The 19,562-nt window shown below is 44.1% G+C and carries 18 protein-coding genes and 1 pseudogene; 14 read left to right on the top strand and 5 right to left on the bottom strand.

Annotation, left to right across the window (positions count from 1 at the left end; all coding sequences use genetic code 11):
- Nucleotides 1–33: 33 nt before the first annotated feature.
- Both tgt and D7V92_RS07785 read left to right on the top strand, forming a co-directional pair.
- Nucleotides 34–1,164 carry a tRNA guanosine(34) transglycosylase Tgt gene (tgt, locus tag D7V92_RS07790; protein WP_005862826.1) on the top strand — a complete coding sequence of 377 codons (1,131 nt, stop codon included), beginning with the start codon at nt 34–36 and terminating at the stop codon, nt 1,162–1,164.
- Nucleotides 1,165–1,176: 12 nt separating this feature from the next.
- Nucleotides 1,177–2,262, top strand: coding sequence for an LptF/LptG family permease (locus D7V92_RS07785; protein ID WP_008772367.1), 1,086 nt, complete (start codon nt 1,177–1,179; stop codon nt 2,260–2,262).
- Nucleotides 2,263–2,352: 90 nt separating this feature from the next.
- Here the strand turns inward: D7V92_RS07785 and D7V92_RS07780 are convergent, their stop codons facing one another.
- Nucleotides 2,353–3,357, bottom strand: a complete 1,005-nt coding sequence (locus D7V92_RS07780; RefSeq protein WP_087344930.1) for a DUF4925 domain-containing protein — start codon at nt 3,355–3,357, stop codon at nt 2,353–2,355.
- A 163-nt stretch (nt 3,358–3,520) separates the two neighbouring features.
- On the opposite strand from D7V92_RS07780, the gene D7V92_RS07775 reads away from it, so the two are divergent.
- Nucleotides 3,521–3,910 carry a putative quinol monooxygenase gene (locus tag D7V92_RS07775; RefSeq protein ID WP_005857478.1) on the top strand — a complete coding sequence of 130 codons (390 nt, stop codon included), beginning with the start codon at nt 3,521–3,523 and terminating at the stop codon, nt 3,908–3,910.
- Between the two features lie 74 nt (nt 3,911–3,984).
- Here D7V92_RS07775 and D7V92_RS07770 read toward each other — a convergent pair whose 3' ends face one another.
- The gene (locus D7V92_RS07770) at nt 3,985–5,310 is read right to left on the bottom strand and encodes a PhoH family protein (RefSeq protein WP_005857480.1); all 1,326 of its coding nucleotides are present in this window, start codon (nt 5,308–5,310) and stop codon (nt 3,985–3,987) included.
- 168 nt (nt 5,311–5,478) lie between these two features.
- Between D7V92_RS07770 and D7V92_RS07765 the strand changes: the two genes are divergently transcribed.
- A complete protein-coding gene (locus D7V92_RS07765; RefSeq protein ID WP_005862832.1) occupies nt 5,479–6,090 on the top strand; it encodes a MarC family protein in 612 nt (203 codons plus the stop codon).
- A 76-nt stretch (nt 6,091–6,166) separates the two neighbouring features.
- Here D7V92_RS07765 and D7V92_RS07760 read toward each other — a convergent pair whose 3' ends face one another.
- Entirely contained in the window at nt 6,167–8,533 is a 2,367-nt protein-coding gene (locus tag D7V92_RS07760; RefSeq protein WP_121772624.1) for an outer membrane beta-barrel family protein, read from the bottom strand.
- Nucleotides 8,534–8,719: 186 nt separating this feature from the next.
- Here D7V92_RS07760 and D7V92_RS22720 point away from each other — a divergent pair.
- The 5 genes and pseudogenes from D7V92_RS22720 to D7V92_RS07735 all read left to right on the top strand — a co-directional run.
- A pseudogene (locus D7V92_RS22720) lies at nt 8,720–8,797 on the top strand (cysteine hydrolase); the annotation flags it as partial.
- Between the two features lie 84 nt (nt 8,798–8,881).
- The gene (locus D7V92_RS07750; protein ID WP_121772623.1) at nt 8,882–9,868 is read left to right on the top strand and encodes a linear amide C-N hydrolase; all 987 of its coding nucleotides are present in this window, start codon (nt 8,882–8,884) and stop codon (nt 9,866–9,868) included.
- Nucleotides 9,869–9,940: 72 nt separating this feature from the next.
- On the top strand, nt 9,941–10,531 hold the full coding sequence (locus tag D7V92_RS07745) for a response regulator (protein ID WP_233572816.1): 591 nt from the start codon (nt 9,941–9,943) through the stop codon (nt 10,529–10,531).
- Nucleotides 10,532–10,614: 83 nt separating this feature from the next.
- Complete coding sequence (locus D7V92_RS07740; RefSeq protein ID WP_008779740.1) at nt 10,615–12,135, top strand: sensor histidine kinase KdpD; 1,521 nt, start codon at nt 10,615–10,617, stop codon at nt 12,133–12,135.
- Between the two features lie 24 nt (nt 12,136–12,159).
- Nucleotides 12,160–12,843 (top strand): response regulator transcription factor, encoded by a 684-nt coding sequence (locus tag D7V92_RS07735; RefSeq protein WP_005862877.1) that lies wholly within the window; start codon nt 12,160–12,162, stop codon nt 12,841–12,843.
- Here the strand turns inward: D7V92_RS07735 and D7V92_RS07730 are convergent.
- Entirely contained in the window at nt 12,833–13,090 is a 258-nt protein-coding gene (locus tag D7V92_RS07730) for a TIGR03905 family TSCPD domain-containing protein (protein ID WP_121772622.1), read from the bottom strand. The two genes, D7V92_RS07735 and D7V92_RS07730, sit on opposite strands and share 11 nt — an antisense overlap.
- A gap of 83 nt (nt 13,091–13,173) precedes the next feature.
- Here D7V92_RS07730 and D7V92_RS07725 point away from each other — a divergent pair, with 83 nt between their 5' ends.
- The 4 genes from D7V92_RS07725 to D7V92_RS07710 all read left to right on the top strand — a co-directional run bounded on the left by D7V92_RS07725 (nt 13,174) and on the right by D7V92_RS07710 (nt 18,428).
- Complete coding sequence (locus D7V92_RS07725) at nt 13,174–14,490, top strand: folylpolyglutamate synthase/dihydrofolate synthase family protein (RefSeq protein ID WP_121772621.1); 1,317 nt, start codon at nt 13,174–13,176, stop codon at nt 14,488–14,490.
- Between the two features lie 23 nt (nt 14,491–14,513).
- Complete coding sequence (locus D7V92_RS07720; RefSeq protein WP_005862883.1) at nt 14,514–15,929, top strand: MFS transporter; 1,416 nt, start codon at nt 14,514–14,516, stop codon at nt 15,927–15,929.
- A 232-nt stretch (nt 15,930–16,161) separates the two neighbouring features.
- Nucleotides 16,162–17,547 carry an AAA family ATPase gene (locus tag D7V92_RS07715; RefSeq protein ID WP_036612593.1) on the top strand — a complete coding sequence of 462 codons (1,386 nt, stop codon included), beginning with the start codon at nt 16,162–16,164 and terminating at the stop codon, nt 17,545–17,547.
- Between the two features lie 5 nt (nt 17,548–17,552).
- Nucleotides 17,553–18,428, top strand: a complete 876-nt coding sequence (locus tag D7V92_RS07710) for a hypothetical protein (RefSeq protein WP_121772620.1) — start codon at nt 17,553–17,555, stop codon at nt 18,426–18,428.
- Here D7V92_RS07710 and D7V92_RS07705 read toward each other — a convergent pair.
- A complete protein-coding gene (locus D7V92_RS07705) occupies nt 18,423–18,827 on the bottom strand; it encodes a hypothetical protein (RefSeq protein ID WP_036612589.1) in 405 nt (134 codons plus the stop codon). The two genes, D7V92_RS07710 and D7V92_RS07705, sit on opposite strands and share 6 nt — an antisense overlap.
- Before the next feature lie 272 nt (nt 18,828–19,099).
- Here D7V92_RS07705 and D7V92_RS07700 point away from each other — a divergent pair, with 272 nt between their 5' ends.
- Nucleotides 19,100–19,492, top strand: a complete 393-nt coding sequence (locus tag D7V92_RS07700; protein WP_005862887.1) for a helix-turn-helix domain-containing protein — start codon at nt 19,100–19,102, stop codon at nt 19,490–19,492.
- Nucleotides 19,493–19,562: the final 70 nt, after the last annotated feature.

Genomic DNA, 19,562 nt, shown 5'->3' with positions numbered 1-19,562 from the left:
AAAAATGCTACCTTTGTCACAAATTTTTGATACATGACATTTGAATTACAGTATAACGATACGAAATCGAACGCTAGGGCGGGCTTGATTACCACCGATCACGGGGTAATCGAGACGCCTATTTTTATGCCCGTGGGTACGCAAGGTACGGTAAAGGGTGTACATATGACCGAGCTAAAGGAAGATACCAAAGCACAAATCATCTTGGGGAATACGTACCATCTGTATCTTCGTCCCGGTATCCAGATCTTGGAGCAGGCCGGAGGCTTGCATAAGTTTAATACATGGGATCGCCCGATATTGACCGATAGCGGGGGGTTTCAGGTATTCTCCCTTTCCGACAATCGTAAGCTGCATGAAGAGGGAGCCGAGTTCCGCTCGCATCTCGACGGCTCCAAGCATATGTTCACGCCGGAGAAGGTGATGGATATCGAACGCTCTATCGGTGCGGATATCATCATGGCCTTCGATGAGTGTTGCCCGGGAGATGCCGACTACAATTACGCCAAGCAATCACTGGGCCTGACCGAGCGTTGGCTGGATCGTTGTTTCGCCCGCTTCAACAGCACGGAGCCGAAATACGGCTACCGGCAAAGTCTCTTCCCGATCGTACAGGGATGCGTCTATACGGACTTGCGGCAGAGGGCGGCGGAGAACGTGGCCCGAAAAGGCGCCGATGGAAACGCTATCGGGGGATTGGCCGTTGGTGAGCCTACCGATAAGATGTACGAGATGATCGAGGTCGTGAACGAGATCTTGCCGAAAGATAAGCCTCGTTACTTGATGGGCGTAGGAACCCCGATCAATCTGCTGGAAGGGATCGAACGAGGCATCGATATGTTCGACTGCATCATGCCGACCCGTAACGGACGCAACGGCCAACTCTTCACCCGCTTCGGTACTATCAATATGCGTAACAAGAAATGGGAGAACGATTTCTCGCCAGTCGATCCGGACGGACATTCCTACGTGGATACCTTATATAGCAAGGCTTATCTGCACCACTTGATCAAGGCGAAAGAAATGCTTGGCTTACAGATCGCTTCTATCCATAACCTCGCTTTCTACCTATGGTTGGTGAAAGAAGCGAGGGCACATATCATCGCTGGCGATTTTACTACATGGAAAAGTGGTATGGTCCGTCAATTAGCGAACCGGTTATAAAAAACGAGACAGATGAAATTTAAACTAAAACGGATCGATTGGTATATCATCAAGCAGTTTCTGGGCACGTACGTGTTCGCTATCGCCTTGATTATCTCTATCTCCGTCGTTTTCGATATAAACGAGAAGATCGATAAGTTCTTGAATCCGGATGTCCCCTTGAAGGCGATCATCGTGGATTATTACTTGAACTTTATCCCCTACTTCGCCAATTTGTTCAGTCCGTTGTTCACATTTATCGCCGTGATCTTCTTCACGTCGAAGCTAGCGGATCGTTCGGAGATCATAGCGATGCTTGCCAGCGGTATGAGTTTCCGTAGGTTAATGCTTCCTTACGCGGTCTCGGCTACGATTATCGCTATCGTGACGTTTATCCTGAACGCTTACATCATTCCCCCGGCGAATGAGACTCGTATCGATTTCCAGAACAAGTATATCCGCAACAAGAAGGTGGACTACGTAAAGAACGCCCAATTGGAGATCGAGCCGGGTATTATCGCTTATTTCGATAGCTATGACGCTCGCTCGAACATGGGATACCGTTTCTCTCTGGAGCATTTCGAGGATAAGAAATTGATCTCCCGTCTGACCGCCAAGTCAATCAAATACGACTCGCTTTATCAATGGACCGTTATCGATTATATGATCCGTGATTTTGATGGCATGCGGGAACATATCACCGAAGGCTCCCGTAAGGATACGACCTTGACCATCGTGCCCTCGGACTTCCTGATTTCCGTGAATGATTGCGAGACGATGACAACGCCCGAGCTGAATACGTATATCAACCGGCAGAAAAAAAGAGGTATCGGGAATATACAGACCTTCCAGATCGAGTATCATAAGCGCTTCGCCACGATCATGGCGGCGTTTATCTTGACTTCTATCGGAGCGTCGTTGTCTTCCCGGAAAATAAAGGGAGGTATGGGTATGAATATTGGTATCGGATTGGCGTTGAGTTTTTCTTACATCCTGTTTATGACGGTTACTTCCACCTTCGCTATTAATGGTTATGTGAGTCCTGCCGTAGCAGCTTGGATACCGAATATAGTTTATACATTTATAGCGATATTCTTATATCAGAAAGCACCAAGGTAATTGATTAACTCCTATATTGGTATAACTCTGCCAAATTTCATCCAGTTGTAGAGACGGGTGTACTCCGTCTCTACAACCTAGGATTTTCAATTATTTCGTGAAATTAAGTCCAAACTCTAACGTTTTTGCGTTCGGAAGTAGTTGCAATACCATATCTACCATTTGCTGATAATTCTCCGGAACCATCGGTTTCAAGATAGGAGCTATCATGGTCAAAACCGGTACGATTAAATCCTTATCCGCATAAAAAGTAGCCTCACTTCCATCCACCTTCATGTTAAGAGGTAGACCATAATAACCTCCTAAATCAACCAAAAGCTTCATGATCTCGTCAATAGAGATACCAGCGGCCTCCAATTTGTCACCAGCAGCCTGTTGTAATAAAGTAGTCAAGACTGTCACATAATTTTTATCCACAGCCACCATAAATTTCCCGTCTACCACACAATATTGGATACTTGCCATTTTTGTGATCTCACCGATTCCTTTATCCTCAGAAGCCCCCATAGGTCTCCAAGAAACATCGAAGATTCCATCTTCCGGTAAGTTAACATTTACAGCGCTTACTTTGCCCCAAATCAAGTTACTGATAGCTGGCTTTATCATACGCACGAGATCATCGATCGTAGAATTTCCGGTAACGATATTCGCATAGATAGCTTCCACGCCCGCTTTCAAGCTCCAATTACCTACGATAGAAGAAGTTAATTTACGAGTATAAACAACAGAAGCTACGCCCTCTTTCACCGTACCATTTACTGATACCACGCAATCGCCAACCGTACTCTCGCCGGTAAACGTATAAGTGCCATCCGCTTCCTTCAACGCGGCATCGATAGCGACCGACTTATTTTCGGGGATGATATTGTTCAAGGTTACGGATGCCTTCTCCGCAGAGGAAGCGGCAATCACGACCGATTTACCGTCAACAGGGATTGTCACTTCACCCATTACCAGATTAACGCTCTTACCCTCGTACGTTTTCGACAGATCTTGCCAGTTACCGGAAGAACTTGAATCGTCATCATCACCACATGCCGTAAAAAAACCCATCGTGCAAATCACGGCAAATACATACAACAAACTCTTTCTCATGACTCTTGTTTTAAATTTAACATAAATAGCTATTAATATTATCACAAATATATCCATTCCAACTTCCACTAACAACAATAATTTAATATCAGATGTTCGATTCCTGTGTTTAGATCAAAAATTCACTACTTTTGTCGTATCAAATACTTAAAAACAATCTATCATGAAGAAAGTGTTTATCTCAATGGCCTGCGTATTAATCGCTCTATCCGGTTGCACGAATGGAGGAAGCAATAAAGAATCCATGGAAGTCGTACTGAATATCAAACGGAAAGTAAAACCCGAATGTGTCTCCGCCTTAAAGGAATCATTCTTGAAATGCAAGGAAAGCACGTTGCTAGAACCGGGATGTATCGACTACGGCATGTACCAGTCCCTCACCGATAGCACCGAATTCTTTATCGCCGAGACTTGGAAAAACGACGGGGAATTACAAAAGCACGGCGAAACCGCCCATCTTAAACAACATCTGAATGAGATCAAAGATATGGGAGACCCTTCCTATAAAGGTAGTTTCCGGAAGATTTATGTCTGCCCGAGTGTAAATGACTAATCATTAAGAATTGAAGATTAAAAATCAAGCTTCACATAAGCGTTTATTTTCAATCTTCAATTCCCTATATTTAATTACAAAAGATCTGACGCTAACTCAGATAACTCGCTTCGCTCGCCTTTTATCAAGTTGATATGGGCGAACAAGTCCTGTCCTTTCATCTTGTCGATCATATAGGCCAAGCCATTACTTTGGGCGTCTAGATATGGGGAGTCAATCTGTTGGATATCTCCCGTGAAGACCATCTTCGTTCCCTCTCCCGCACGGGTGATAATCGTCTTGATCTCATGCGGCGTGAGGTTCTGGGCCTCATCGATGATACAATAAGTCTCGGACAAGCTACGACCCCGGATAAAGGCCAACGCCTCGATCACCAACTGGTTGTTCTTCTGCATATCGTCGATCTTACGGACATCGGGATTACCCGGGGCAAACTGAGTCTTGATCACGTTCAGGTTATCGAATAGAGGTTGCATATAAGGAGCGACCTTTTGCTTCTCGTCACCCGGAAGGAAACCGAGATCCTTATTCGCCAAAGCGACGATCGGACGGGCCAAAAGTATCTGTTTATACGTGCCGGCTTGTTTCAAGGCAGAGGCCAACGCCAACAACGTCTTTCCGGTACCGGCCTTTCCGGTCAGCCCCACCAGCTTGATATTCGGATCGTTCAACACCTCGAAAGCGAAACTCTGCTCGGCATTACGGGGCTGGATACCAAAGTTCGTGCCTTTATCCACCTTCTTGATCTTATCCGTAAACGGATTGTAGCGAGCCAATACACTATTACGTACGCTTTTCAAGATAAAGCATTCGTTCGGGTCGAGCTTAGACTTGATATCCAACGAATCTGCGTCCACGCCTTCCGGAGAGCTGTAGATCTTGTCGATCAAATCGGGGTCTATATTCTCATAGGTCTCTTGCGCACGCTCGAAAATATCTACATTCACGACCTTATCCGTGATATAATCCTCAACGGGAATACCCAAAGAACGAGCCTTCATACGAAGGTTCACATCCTTGCTGACCAAGGTTGTCTTGATCTTCGGATTCTTCTCGGCGATCGTCAACGCACAAGACAAAATACGGTGATCTGGCGTTTTATCCGGAAAAGAATGCGCTATTTTCTCCTGGTACTTATCACCGGTCACGATATAGAGTGTACCTTTTCCCGGTCCTAGTGAGGCGCCTTTCAAGAACAGGTCATTACTGGTCAATAAGTCTAGCTCCCGAACAAACTCACGGGCATTATAATTGATCTGCTCACTCCCCTTCTTGAACTTGTCCAACTCTTCTAATACCACAATGGGTAGATAGATATCATTTTCCTGAAAGTTCTCGATGCACTTATAGTCATGTAATATGACATTCGTGTCCAACACAAAATTCTTCTTTGCTCCCATGGCCTTTCGATTTAATGATTATTGCTTCTAATATAAGAACAATTCTGACACGTTGATAGTTCAGGCCTGCTAAAATTAGTTACACACACCAATAATTTCGTCATATTGACCAATTCAAGGAAAAATATGTATCTTTACGAGGATTAAAAAATAGAGGAGGATAACGTCATGTTCACAAATTTCAATTTCCAACAAATACTTAGCGCATTCATCGTATTATTCGCTGTTATCGATATAATCGGAGCTATTCCCATCATCATAGACCTAAAGGATAAAGGCAAGGATGTCAATGCGTTGAAGGCAACCCTAATCTCCTTTCTATTGTTATTAGGGTTCTTCTACGCCGGGGATATATTACTCAGGCTTTTCCATGTGGACATCGAGTCGTTTGCCGTGGCCGGCGCTTTCGTGATCTTCCTCCTATCTTTAGAGATGATTCTCGACATAGAGATTTTCAAGAATCAAGGGCCAATCAAGGAGGCTACGTTGGTGCCGCTGGTATTCCCGTTGCTAGCCGGAGCAGGATCATTCACCACTTTGTTGTCGCTCCGTGCGGAATATGCCAGCGTGAATATTATCGTAGCCTTGGTACTGAATATGCTATGGGTCTACTTTGTTGTCCGCATGACACGCAAGGTAGAGAAAGTCTTGGGGAAAGGCGGCATATACCTGATCCGTAAATTCTTCGGTATCATCCTGCTGGCGATCTCCGTCAAGCTATTCATGAGCAATATCACCCTGCTAATGGAACAGATAGAAGCGAGTACGAAAGCAATATAGGATTTCCTTTAGAAGAGCATCCAGTTTCATCCTATTGAAACAAAGAGTTCATTAGGATGAAACTACAAGGCATCTATTATTTTCCGAAACGGGATGTGTCTATCGAATCATGTTCCCTCTCCTTGTAACCACCAAACTTCCAGACAAAAGATAATTTCAGACATCTCTCATCATTCAATTTCCTCATCCGGCTCCATTGATTGCCTTGGTTTATCTTGATGGTACGTGGAATGCTGCTGGCGAAAATATCGTCTCCTTTAAGTGTCAAGCTGGCACGGTCATTCAAGAAAGTCCATTTTAATCCAGCGGATATCTCATACATGGAACCCAAGTCGTATATACCTTGGATGGCACCGGGAGTCACGTATTGGCCGTCTATCGTCATTTTTAAATTCGGTTTATCACATAGGTTAAATGTGTTACTCATATGCGCTAACCCGAGATAAGCCTCACGGTTATATGAGATGCCGTGGAAGTTATCATTCTTCTCTTGCATCCTCCAACCTCGCAGTGTGATGCGGCTATTCCAAAAACGACCCACATTAAAAGGAATGATCACCGCCAATCCCGCTTCCAGACTATAATCCATATTCTCGAAACGAAAAACGGTCTTCAGTTCCGTATCGCTTTGATAAGGAAGTTGGACGAAATAATCCGGCGTGTATTCACAGAACGCTACCAGCATATACTTTTGGCGGAAGATATAGACCATCTGCCCCTCATACGTGCGATAAGGTTTCAACAAGGGATTTCCCGCCACCTCCGAGTAAGAGTTTAGAGGCGTTACTTGCGGGGAGACTTGCCAATAACCGGGATAGGTCTTATCGCTACTTATATCGAACTGTAAAATATGTCGGGGAGAAAACGTATAGCTCAGGGATACGGTGGGAAACAACGCCCCCTCATTCCATAGGTTCATATTTTCCCGGCTAGAGGCGTAGTCAGACTTAAAATACTCCCCTTTCAGCCCGACCGTAGCAGAGAAACGCTCTCCGAAGCTTTTCGATACCTCGGCGAAAATATCAGCGATGTATTCCTTTTGTGTATTATCCTCCAACGCTTCCTCGTCCATCTCATAGCCAGCACCTTGATCATATAAATACTCCGAATAGTTTTTCGACGAAGCGTAACCTCCATGCACGCCGTAATTCAATCCCCACCCGGAAGCGAAACTATGTGTCTTATTTAGGAATACGGACCAGCGGGATACATCCTGTCTCGTATTATTTATCATATCAGTCCGGGAACCATTCGTATTCGTATCCTGGTAATCAAGTACCGAGGGCGAATGATAACGGGTGAAATCCGCTCCTGCCGATATCCCGGCATGTCCGTCATATTGTAAACGTATATTATGAATAGCGGAGTGCCCGTCATCACGGACCAAGCTCGTACTCTCACTTTTATTTTCCGGCTTCGACAGATCCAGATATGAGGTAAAGGCATCACGGTCCGATAAGACTTTATCTCCCTTCAGATAATATGCCAAAGAGAGTTTATCCTCATTCGCGAACGTATAATCCATTCCCAGACGAACCGTTCCTCTATTTACATGGACAAGGGCCCGATTATGTTGGCTTATTTCCGTCATACCACTATTTAATGTATGGCGGGCCAACATATCCTCCCCCATCACATCCCGTCTCTTATTACCATTCAACAGGAAATCTATGCTAAAGCCCTTATTCGTATAAAGTAAATTCACATGCGCATCTCCCCCCGCATGGCGATATTGGGTGTAATCCACACCCGTTTCACCTTGCCAAGAAGGAATCTCGGACTCATTCTTACTCAATACGACATTGAGTAACGCCCCCTTGACATTATATTTAGCTGGAGCGTTATACATCACCTCAGCCTTTTCGACCCTTGAGGCCGGCATAGTTTTCAGTAACTGGATTAATTGATCTGCCGACATTGTCGTCAACTGCCCATTCAAGATTATATTCAAACGACTGACCCCTACCAGTTCCAGATTATCATTCCGCTCGATAAGCCCCGGTAAGTCCTTGATGATCTCAAAAGCGTTCGTGGCAGTCTTATCCTTCATCAGTTGAGGGACATCATACGTCAGCTTGCCTCCCTCCAGTTTCACTTGCGGGCGTTCTCCCTTTACGGTAATCTCGGCCAACTGATAATCTTTCTCCTCCAGCACCACCGTACCTACGTTGGCGGTAGTTATCTCTTTCTCTACCATATTATATAAGATGTGTTGGAAAATAAGTCGATACGACTGGTCTAGCGGATGATTCAATCGAAAATCCCCAAGCGTATCGGTAACCACGGCATCCACATATACAGAGTCGAGGGTCTGTAAAATCACCGCCACTCCATCTACCGGCTGTTCCTTGCCATCCATCACCTTCCCGGAAATACCTTGTGCCATCATCTCACCGAGACTCATCAGCAAGCATAAAATCATGTAGTAAATAGTACGTTTCATATCGGTTTGTTTTTATCATTTTTCGTTCATACAAAAGAAACGTATTCTTAAAAGAAACTATGTTACCACTCACTTACGAAGTCTTACCTTGTCTTATCAGGAATGTTATTTAGTCTTATCGCCATTTATCAACCCCAACAAAGAGGAACAAGGTAATCTAGAAAACACCTTCGGAAAAGTAGTACGAGTGGTATCCTTTGTGCTAAATCTCACCTAAGGGAATTGCAGGAAAAAGGTTTCAAGGCCGCCGTACTCTTTGACGCGAAAACGTAAACTGAACATTAAGAGGTTCTAACTGTTGATATATCAATCAAATATTTGAAGATAACCTATTAAAAGTTGAAAATCATGTGTACAAGAGTAGTTTATTCGGGAACAAACGGGATGGTAGCGACTGGTCGCACGATGGACTGGAAGACCGATATGCATAGTAACCTATGGGTGTTTCCTAGGGGGATGGAGAGAAACGGGGAGACAGGAAAGGATTCTTTAAAGTGGAAATCCAAATACGGCAGCATCATCACCTCCGCTTTCGAGATAGCCAGTACGGACGGAATGAACGAGAAAGGTTTGGTAGCTAATTTGCTCTGGTTACCCGAAGCCCAATATCCGGCCAGAGATAAGAATAAGCCGGGCCTTGCCATAACGATATGGGTACAATATATGTTGGATAATTTCGCTACGGTGGAAGAAGCGGTCTCTTTTATCAACGAAGATACGTTTCAAGTAGTATCGGATAAGATGCCGGACGGTTCCCGCTTGGCGACCTTACATTTATCGATTTCCGACGCAACCGGTGATTGCGCTATCTTCGAATACATAGGAGGTAAACTGACCGTTTATCACAGTAAGGAATACAAGGTGATGACTAACTCCCCTACTTATAATAAACAGTTGGCTCTTTGTGAATATTGGAAATCGATCGGAGGGCTGAGTTTCCTTCCGGGTACCAACCGTGCATCCGACCGTTTTGCCAGAGCTAGTTTTTATATAGATGCCGTACCTAAGACGGACGATGAGAAGATAGCTATCGCCTGTGTATTCAGCGTGATCCGTAACGCCTCTGTCCCTTATGGCATATCGACTCCCGAGAGTCCGGAGATATCCACCACGCAATGGAGAACAGTATCCGAAAGCAAGAACCTGATTTATTTCTTTGAGTCGAGCCTGACCCCGAACACTTTCTGGGTACGACTGAGAGACATGGACTTATCGGAGGGTGCACCGGTACTTAAACTATCCATCGCCAACGGTGAGACCTATCATGGCAACGCTTCAAAAGACTTTAAGCCGGCGCAACCATTCAAGTTTATGGGTGTAAAGGATCTTATTTAGTCTTGGCTAACTATTTTTGGGGATAATATGTTCCATATTTCCTTTTACAATATTTGAGTTTCCAGACGTTTCGTGGGAGCGGACGTACCGATCATCATTCTCTCCGCATACGATCTTGAGGAATATGAGGCAGAGGCTAAGGAGGTTAAGGCCAATGGATTCATCACCAAGCCTCTCTATAAGTCCAAGCTACTCCAAGTATTGAGATCTTTCCTTGACGAAGGAGACCAGCCGGAACCGATCCGCCCATTCAAGTTATCAAACGTCGATTATTCCGGCAAGCGCATCTTGCTGGTGGAGGATAACGAGTTAAATCGTGAGATCGCCGTAGAGATCATCGGCAGCACCGGTATCACTATCGATACGGCGATAAATGGGCTCGACGCCGTACATAAAGTCGCCCAATCGGAAGAAGGATTTTACCAGATAATACTGATGGATATCCAGATGCCTATCATGGACGGTTATGAGGCGACCCGGCAGATTCGTTCCCTCCAACGAAGGGATATCGCACACATGCCAATTATAGCCATGACCGCCAACGCTTTTTCCGAAGACGTGACAAACGCTATCAAAGCGGGCATGAATTATCATTTGGCTAAACCGATTGATATTGGGGCGTTGATGGGCATCCTTAGTAAATATTTACAAGCGCCCGCATAAAGTTTATCTTGCGTATTAAAAGTTCATGTAATAAAATTGTCTATTTTTAGCGATCAATTCGATTATAAGCATAAAGAGACTTCATGAACATCAGACTTCGTTTTAAGTTAATCGCTTTGTTGATCGTCCTATCGCTGGCCGGGCTTTTGGTTTTCCAAGGATACTGGCTGAAAGGTTTATATGATACATTATATAAACAGATGGAGATCAATATAGAGGAAGCGATGAAGATCGCCGACTATAAGGAGTTGTTCCTGCGCATCCGATCTATCAAAAAAGAACAGGGAGCGCTGGGACCTCAAACCCAAGATGTGTACTTCAGCTCAGAGCTAGATCCGTCTAATAAGCAGAAGATGGACGCAAAAGCTTCGATCCATCCGCAGAAAGAAGATCCTGACCTTAACCGGGAAGATATCTTCAAGACGGCAAATCCCGACTCACATATGAAACTACATATCGATTACGGGGATGAGGAGGACTTTAGCTCGATAGACTCTACCCTAACGGATTACCTATATGTAATCGGCGAGGTGGAGGACATGGTGCAGCAAGCGATGCACGCGAATATAGATTCTATAAAACCAATTGATTTCAAGACCTACAACAAATTATTAACCTCGGAACTGGAGGCAAGAAATATCGTAACGGAACATGAGCTGGTAACGATTTATAAACCAAACAACGGGGACGAGAAGGGTTGGATGCATCTGGACAAGCCGGAACGATTCACTACGTGGAAAAACCCCGTGCATTTCGATTACCCGCTCCATAACGAGAGCACGTTACAATATCGCCTGTTCCTCAAATCGCCGGCCAGCGTGATACTCACCCAGATGAAAGGCATCCTGATCTCCTCCTTCCTATTACTTTTGCTGATCATTTGCGCTTTCATATACTTACTCCGCACCATCTTAAAGCAAAAGACCGTGGAAGAATTGAAGACCGATTTCACCAACAATATGACGCATGAGCTGAAAACCCCGATCAGCGTCAGCTATGCCGCCGTAGACGCATTATTGAACTTTAGCGATCCCGTCAACGAGAAACAGAAGAAATACCTGACGATCGTTAAAGACCAACTTATCCATCTTACCGGATTGGTGGAACAAATCTTGACACTCGCCGTAGAGAACCGCAGTACCTTCCGCTTGCGCCCCGAAACCATCTCATTAAACGAGTTGGTGAACTCCCTCATCGAGCAATACAAACTGAAAGCGAGCAAACCCGTGGAGTTTACTTGCTCCATCCCCGAGGATATAGAATTGGTGGCCGATCGTACCCACCTATATAATATGTTGAGCAACCTTATCGATAACGCAATCAAATACGCCGACAAGGAACCTTGCCGCATCGAAGCGACAGCCCGGCAAGACGATCACGAAACGACAATCTCCATAACCGATAACGGCCCGGGTATCAGCGAAGCCAACCAGCGGCAGATATTCGACAAGTTCTTCCGGGTTCCCAGCGGGAATATCCACAACGTAAAAGGTTATGGCCTAGGATTATATTACGTAAAAGACATGATGGGTAAACATGGAGGAACAGCCCGTGTGGAAAGCGTCCCCGGCAAAGGCTCCACCTTTACCCTGCATTTTAAATAATAATCCGAAAATCAAGTATCAAATATGGAAAAGATAAAAGTACTACTAGTAGAAGACGAGCCTACATTGGCCATGATCATCAAGGATACGCTGGATGGGAACGAGTTCGATATCACCCTAGCGGCGAATGGCGAGGAGGGCCTCTCCCGTTATGCGGAGATCAACCCGGACATTATCGTAGCGGATATCATGATGCCCAAGATGGATGGTTTCACGATGGTCAAATTGATCCGTAAGACGGATACGCACACCCCTGTCCTATTCCTATCGGCCCGTTCCGCGGCCAACGACGTGGTAGAGGGCTTCGAGACAGGCGGCAACGATTACCTGAAAAAGCCTTTCGGCATGGCGGAATTGATCGTACGCATCAAGGCGTTACTGCATAAGGTGTCCGTCCAAAGACCGGAAGCCACCTCTTTCCGTATCGGGCTTTATACGTTCGATTCCATCACGCAGACATTGGTCTACCGGGGAGAGAAACAACTCCTCAGCAACCGGGAATCCGAGATATTGAAGCGCCTTTGCGACAATAAGGACCAAGTATTACCGATGAAAGAGATCTTGATAGACCTTTGGGGAGATGATTCTTTCTTCAACGCACGCAGCCTGCATGTCTTTATCACCAAGCTACGTCATAAGTTATCGAAAGACGAGTCTATCAAGATTTTGAATATCCGGGGAATCGGATATAAGCTGATCATCGATTGAATTGCTTCAATGCCTGTGCCATCTGGTCCGGGCATGAAGTTCCCCTTCCATGACAATCGATGCCAGACAAACGGCCGATAGCGTCTTCGATGCGCATACCTTTCAATAAGGCGCACATGCCTTGCCTGTTACCGTGGCAACCTCCTACAATCTGCACATTCTCGATCACGTCCTCCTTCGCATCGATCACCATCAACTTAGAACAAACGCCTCCTTGAGGCGTATAGGTTATACGCCGTGTTTCCATTTTCTTTTTCTCTCCTTTTTATAAACGAGTCGCAAAGGTATAAATAAATTTAACTACATTTGTAGCATCTAATTTACAAAAACATGACATACGAGGAAACGCTACACTATCTATATACCAGCATCCCGGTCTTCCAACACAGCGGAGCTTCCGCTTACAAACCCGGTCTTGGTACAAGTATCGCCCTAGATGATTATCTGGGAAATCCCCATAAAGCCTATAAGACCATCCATGTAGCCGGGACAAACGGCAAAGGCTCGGTCAGCCATCTATTGGCGGCCATTCTCCGGCAATCCGGTTTCAAGGTCGGGCTTTATACCTCTCCCCACTTAGTGGACTTCCGGGAACGCATCCGGGTGAACGGGAAAAAGATCTCCCAAGATTACGTGGTCGATTTCGTCGAGCGTCATCGTTCTTTCTTCGAGCCTCTCCATCCTTCTTTCTTCGAGCTGACGTCCAGTATGGCTTTTGAGTATTTCCGCGACCAGCAGGTAGATTACGCGGTTATCGAGGTCGGGCTTGGCGGTCGTTTGGACAGTACGAACATTATCACTCCGATCTTGAGTATCATCACGAATATCAGTCTGGATCATACGCAATTCTTGGGAAATACGGAGGAGAAGATAGCGGCGGAGAAAGCCGGCATTATCAAAAAAGGCGTACCCGTCCTTCTGGGGGAGGCTGAGAAACGCTCCGTTTTCGACCTCTTCCAGAACGAGGCGAGAAAGGCAGGAGCACCCTTCCACTACGCCTTGAGCATGGGAATGCTGGAGGGGACCGGAGGGTTGTCGATGGTACACTGGAAGTTCCCCTCCGTAGAATACGGCGAGGTGATCGGCGAGCTTGCCGGAGAGGTACAACAAGCCAACGCCATCACGGTGTTCTCCGCCCTGCACCTGCTCCGCGAGAAGTGCGGCGTTGACATCCTGCCCGAGGCCGTCCATGAAGGGTTCGGGCACGTGACCCAACTGACGGGTTTAATGGGCCGCTGGCAAACCTTGCGGACAAAACCGACCGTCATTTGCGACACCGGGCACAACGTGGGTGGATGGAAACACATAGCGGAACACCTGAATGCCATGAGAAGCCGTTTCCGCGAAATTTATATGATCGTCGGTATGGTGAACGACAAGGATATCGACGGCGTATTATCCTTGATGCCACCAGATGCTTCTTATTTCTTCACGCAAGCCTCCGTGGAGAGAGCGATGCCCGTAAAGGATTTCGCCATGAAAGCCATGCGGAAGGGACTGCCCGGAGTCCTTTGCGAAACGGTGAAAGAGGCGGTCGAGAAAGCGTTAAAAAGTGCCGATAAGGATGACTTGATCTTTATCGGCGGAAGCACCTTTATCGTAGCGGACGCTCTCCCCTTGTTCATGAAAGAAGACGAATACAAATAATATAACTCTATAAAACAAATATCATGATAGAAAAAATTCATCAGAAACTAAGTGACTCGAAAGTCGCACGCTGGAGTGTACTCGCTTTGGCGGCATTCACGATGCTTTGCGGATACTTCCTTACGGATGTAATGGCTCCGCTTAAACCGATGTTGGAAGAACAGCTAAGCTGGACGAGTACGGAATATGGTTGGTTCACCAGCGCTTACGGCTGGTTCAACGTATTTCTCTTCATGTTGATTATTGGTGGTATCGTTCTGGATAAGATGGGTGTCCGTTTCACGGGTGTCGCTTCCTGTATCTTGATGATTATCGGTTGTTCCATTAAATATTACGCCATCTCGGACGCGTTTACGATGGAAGGAGAGCTTTTCGGATGGAAAGCGCAAGTGATGGTGGCCGCCCTCGGATACGCAATCTTCGGTGTCGGCGTGGAGACCGCCGGTATCACGGTATCTAAGATTATCGTACGGTGGTTCAAGGGAAAAGAGATGGCGTTGGCTATGGGCTTGGAGATGGCTACGGCTCGTTTGGGTACGGCCTTGGCTTTATCTATCACGGTTCCCGCCGCCAAGTACTTCGGTAGCATCTCCGCTCCTATCTTGCTTTGTCTTTGCATGTTGTGTATCGGTTTGATCGCCTTCCTCGTATTTTGCGTGATGGATCGCAAGCTGGACGCTTCGATGGACGCTATCGAGCAAGCCGAGGAGGAAGAGCCTTTCCGTTTGAAAGATATCTTATTGATCGTTACCAATAAGGGTTTCTGGTTGATCGCTCTGCTTTGCGTATTATTCTATTCGGCCGTATTCCCCTTCTTGAAATACGCTACGGACTTGATGGTCAATAAATATAACGTAGATCCGGAGTTGGCGGGAAACATCCCGGCTATCTTACCTTTCGGCACGATTCTTCTGACTCCGTTCTTCGGTAACTTATACGACCGCAAGGGTAAAGGGGCGACGATCATGATCTATGGTGCCTTGATGTTGATCGGCGTGCATTTATTATTCACGCTTCCGATCTTGAATCAGTGGTGGTTCGCGACAATCGTGATGATCGTATTGGGTATCGCTTTCTCCTTGGTTCCATCGGCGATGTGGCCATCTGTTCCGAAGATTATCCCGGAGAAGCAATTAGGCACGGCTTATGCCTTGATTTTCTGGGTACAGAATATCGGTCTGAGTATGGTTCCCTTATTAATCGGCTGGATATTGGATACGTATTGCAAAATAGACAATGGTACGGGCAAACCGGCTTACGACTATACGATACCGATGGCAGTCTTCACCTGCTTCGGTGTACTCGCCCTCTTCATCGCCTTGATGTTGAAACGTGAGGACCGGATCAAAGGCTACGGCCTTGAATTGCCGAACATCCAAAAGGACGCCGATAAAGCCGAGGCCGAGATAATCGCTAAAGAGATGATCGCGGAGCCTTAATAAAGCTCATAACCCTAAATAAATGGAAGGCGCTGTAAACTTGATTTACCGCGCCTTTCTTTTTGATGACTGAAAACCATCGTCATTGGAACACACAAAAAGTTCGTTTGAAAAAGAGAAGTAGCGAAACAACTACAAATTGTAGCCAGTTGGAAAGACTAATTATCTCACAATATATTTATGCCTTTCATGAAAAAACACTATATTTGCATATTGTAAAATATTCAATAACATGATTTTAAGGCATCTTGATATAAACGGGTATCATTGTTATAAGGAGACCGGTTTTGATTTTGCGAAAGAAGTAACAGTACTTATTGGCAAAAACGGTACTGGTAAATCTTCTTTGCTTAAAGCGATATGTGACTCACTAAGCTTTATATTCAATAGCAGTGAAAAAAGTTGGGGATTTTCTTCATTAGCCAATGGTATCTCTGAACTTGGGGTAGCCAATATCCAACTTCGAGAAATTTATCACAATGAGAGAATGGAAGTGGCAGACAATGTAACATTACATGGTCTCGCTTTATTTCAAGGAATTGAGTTGAATTGGAAATTTTGTAAAATGAGCAAGACAAACTCCTATGTACAAAGTTCCTTATACAAAGACGCTTACATAGCTTTCATGAAAAAATTCAAGGAAACGGGTAAGCTTCCTGTGTTATCATATTATTCCGACCGTTATCCGCATATTAACACAAAGATGGGGAAAACCGTAAAAGAATATCTGGAGAAAGATGACATTTTCGCTCAAAACTGGGGATATTATCAATGGAATGACTTCACTTCATGTACGGAAATTTGGCAAAAAAGATTTATTAAAGCCAATAATCTATTGATGAGTTTTACCCGTTCATTGGAAAAATTAAAAAAGGAGAAATCATCTGCCGTAACTTCTATCACGCAACAGGTGAAGACTCTTAAATCAGAGATAGATTATGTAACAAAATATATAAGGCTGTTCACTGACAACTGTTATGAAGAGCTATCAGATCGATCAGATGATATTAAAGTAGTGGATTTGGTTATTGACGGGATCGATGAGTTCTTTATCAAATGCATTTTTGAGGATGGGGTAATCCGGCGTTGGGATGAGTTGCCTGCTGGTTATGAAAGATTATTTTCTATAATCTTTGATATAGCCTATCGTTCGTATATATTGAATGGAAGTACGGGTGAGCCAGAGGGGTTAGTTATCATAGATGAAGTGGACTTACATTTGCATCCAAGTTTAGAACAAGATGTATTGCAAAGACTAAAGAAAACTTTTCCACACATCCAGTTTATTATCGCAACCCATTCTCCATTGGTAATAAGTAATTTTCGTCAAGATGAGAATAATATTGTGATACAGATGGAACGTAATGCCGCTAATTATAAACACTATGTTTTACCTGATATCTATGGTATGGACTATAACTACACATTGTCGGAAGTTATGGGTACGGAGCCACGCAACAGTTATCTTAATTCTTTGAAAGAAAAGTACATCCGTCTTGCCCGCAGAGGAAAAAAGACCTCACAGACACTGGTATTAGAAACATTACGATCTCTGGTATCTTCTGAGCGATTTGAACAATTGAAAACAGAATTGGAACAAAGTGTTCAGGAGGGATAAAAGCTATGCGGCACATAAACAAAAATAATCCCAAAATAAGGAAAGAAGCTCTTACTATCATCCTCAAGCTTATCCAAAATCAGTGGATAGATGGAGAATATTATAATTTGACTTACGAAGATTTGGATGTATCGGAATTGGAGAATATTCTTGTAAAAGAACAAGAAGGATATTGCTGTTATTGTATGCGCACGCTCAGGCAGTCGGAAATAGATGGCAGTGAAAGGAATGTAACTCTTGAACATATTATTCCAAATCATATTTCCGAATCTGATTTTGAAAGAGACAAAGCAAGATATTCTGACTATTTCAAATTTGACAAGAAACACATCAAAGTCTTTGTTCATGGAGTATTGGAAGACAAAAAGAAACAACTTAAACCACCTCCCTTTCCACATTTTGTAGCCTATGATAATCTGGTGGCTTCTTGCGATGGAAGAACATTGAATAACTTAGATATAATTACTCCCCACCATTGCTGCAACAATTATAGGGAAGATAGATTTGTTGCTCCGTTATTTTACAAGGAGAATGTGGAGGATCTAATTCGATACGATTCAAAAGGAAATATCGATTGCGACGAAAAATATGTCCGCTATCTAGATGAGCGTGCCTTAAATTTAATGACTTATTCTTTTTGTCAAATCAGACGTTTTTGGAGAATAATCGCCCAGTCCGAATATACAGTAGATGATATATTGAATGCCAGAACAGACACGACAAGGCGTAATGACATAATTGATGATATAAGCGATAATTCGGATCGCTGGAATTCGGTTAGAAAAGAAATCGTATGGAAATTATTCGCAGACTATTCTTGGTTTTATTATTATTACACAAGACAACCAAGGATATGCAACACGGATATGCCTTATTCATAATTTCTTTTTTAGCGGTAATATTAATAAAAAACACCCTTGATTTTCGGAACGGCATATTGAAATGTGGCATTTATCCGTGGTCCAGCCATCCAAAAGGAAATCATATGTATAGGTCTTAACGCAGTGGCTTATATATTTCATTAGATCCTTATTATCAGTTAAGAATAGATATACAGCTTCACAAATGTCGTTTTGATTAAAAAGGCAAGTGAGCGTGGAGGTCTTGAATAGGACTTCCAATGTAATCTGACTTACGTCATTCCACGTATAAGTGATCGTACATAAATCCAGATCCTTCAATAACATCTGCGCCTTTCTTACCGGCAGATCAATTACTTGATGGGCTAAGCTAATCATCTCGGAATAATCTTTTTGAGGATATTGATTTTGAGTTTCCATTGATTTCTGTGTTTATCATTCGCAGACAAAATAAGCTTACCGCCTGCTGATATACCATCAATCCCCTTGATAAAATATCAATGTCACGACTAATATTATCAGATGACAGAGATAAATGATATATCTGACTACGTATTTACGGTCGGTAACAATGCCCATCGTAATTTGTAGTTATAAATAAAATTAGGTGCGGTTGCTCTGGATATCTGATACAATAGTAAGATAACTCAGATTTAATACTTATTTTTGTGACAGGATCAATAAGAACTGACATGGAAACAACATTTACCAGAAGAAATAGTCATGGAGCCAACTTAAAACGTTGGAGAGAATGGAGAGGCATCAAACAAGAAGTGCTCGCCGACAAAATAGGGGTATCACAAGCCACCTTATCCGGCTACGAGAAAAAAGACGAATTGGAACCTGAAGTATTGGAAAAGATAACTAAAGCTTTGGATATTCCGACAGAGGCGATCACGGAGCTTAATGAAGGAGCGCTTATCAATATTTATTCTGGCACATGGCAAGATAACGCAACTGCAGCCGGAAGCATTCAAAATCAAACTTTCAATCCCATCGATAAAATAGTCGAGCTTTACGAACGATTATTAAAGGCCGAGCAAGAAAAGGTTGCCATGCTCCATGAAATCATAAAGGATAAATAAGTATCGATTATAGAGACCGTAAGCGAAAATGAGATAATCTTGACATTATGATCGAAATAACAGAATAACG

This window comes from Parabacteroides sp. CH2-D42-20 (assembly GCF_003670185.1).
In the GTDB taxonomy this organism is placed as follows: domain Bacteria; phylum Bacteroidota; class Bacteroidia; order Bacteroidales; family Tannerellaceae; genus Parabacteroides; species Parabacteroides distasonis.
This window is presented reverse-complemented; position numbering and strand designations above follow the sequence as displayed.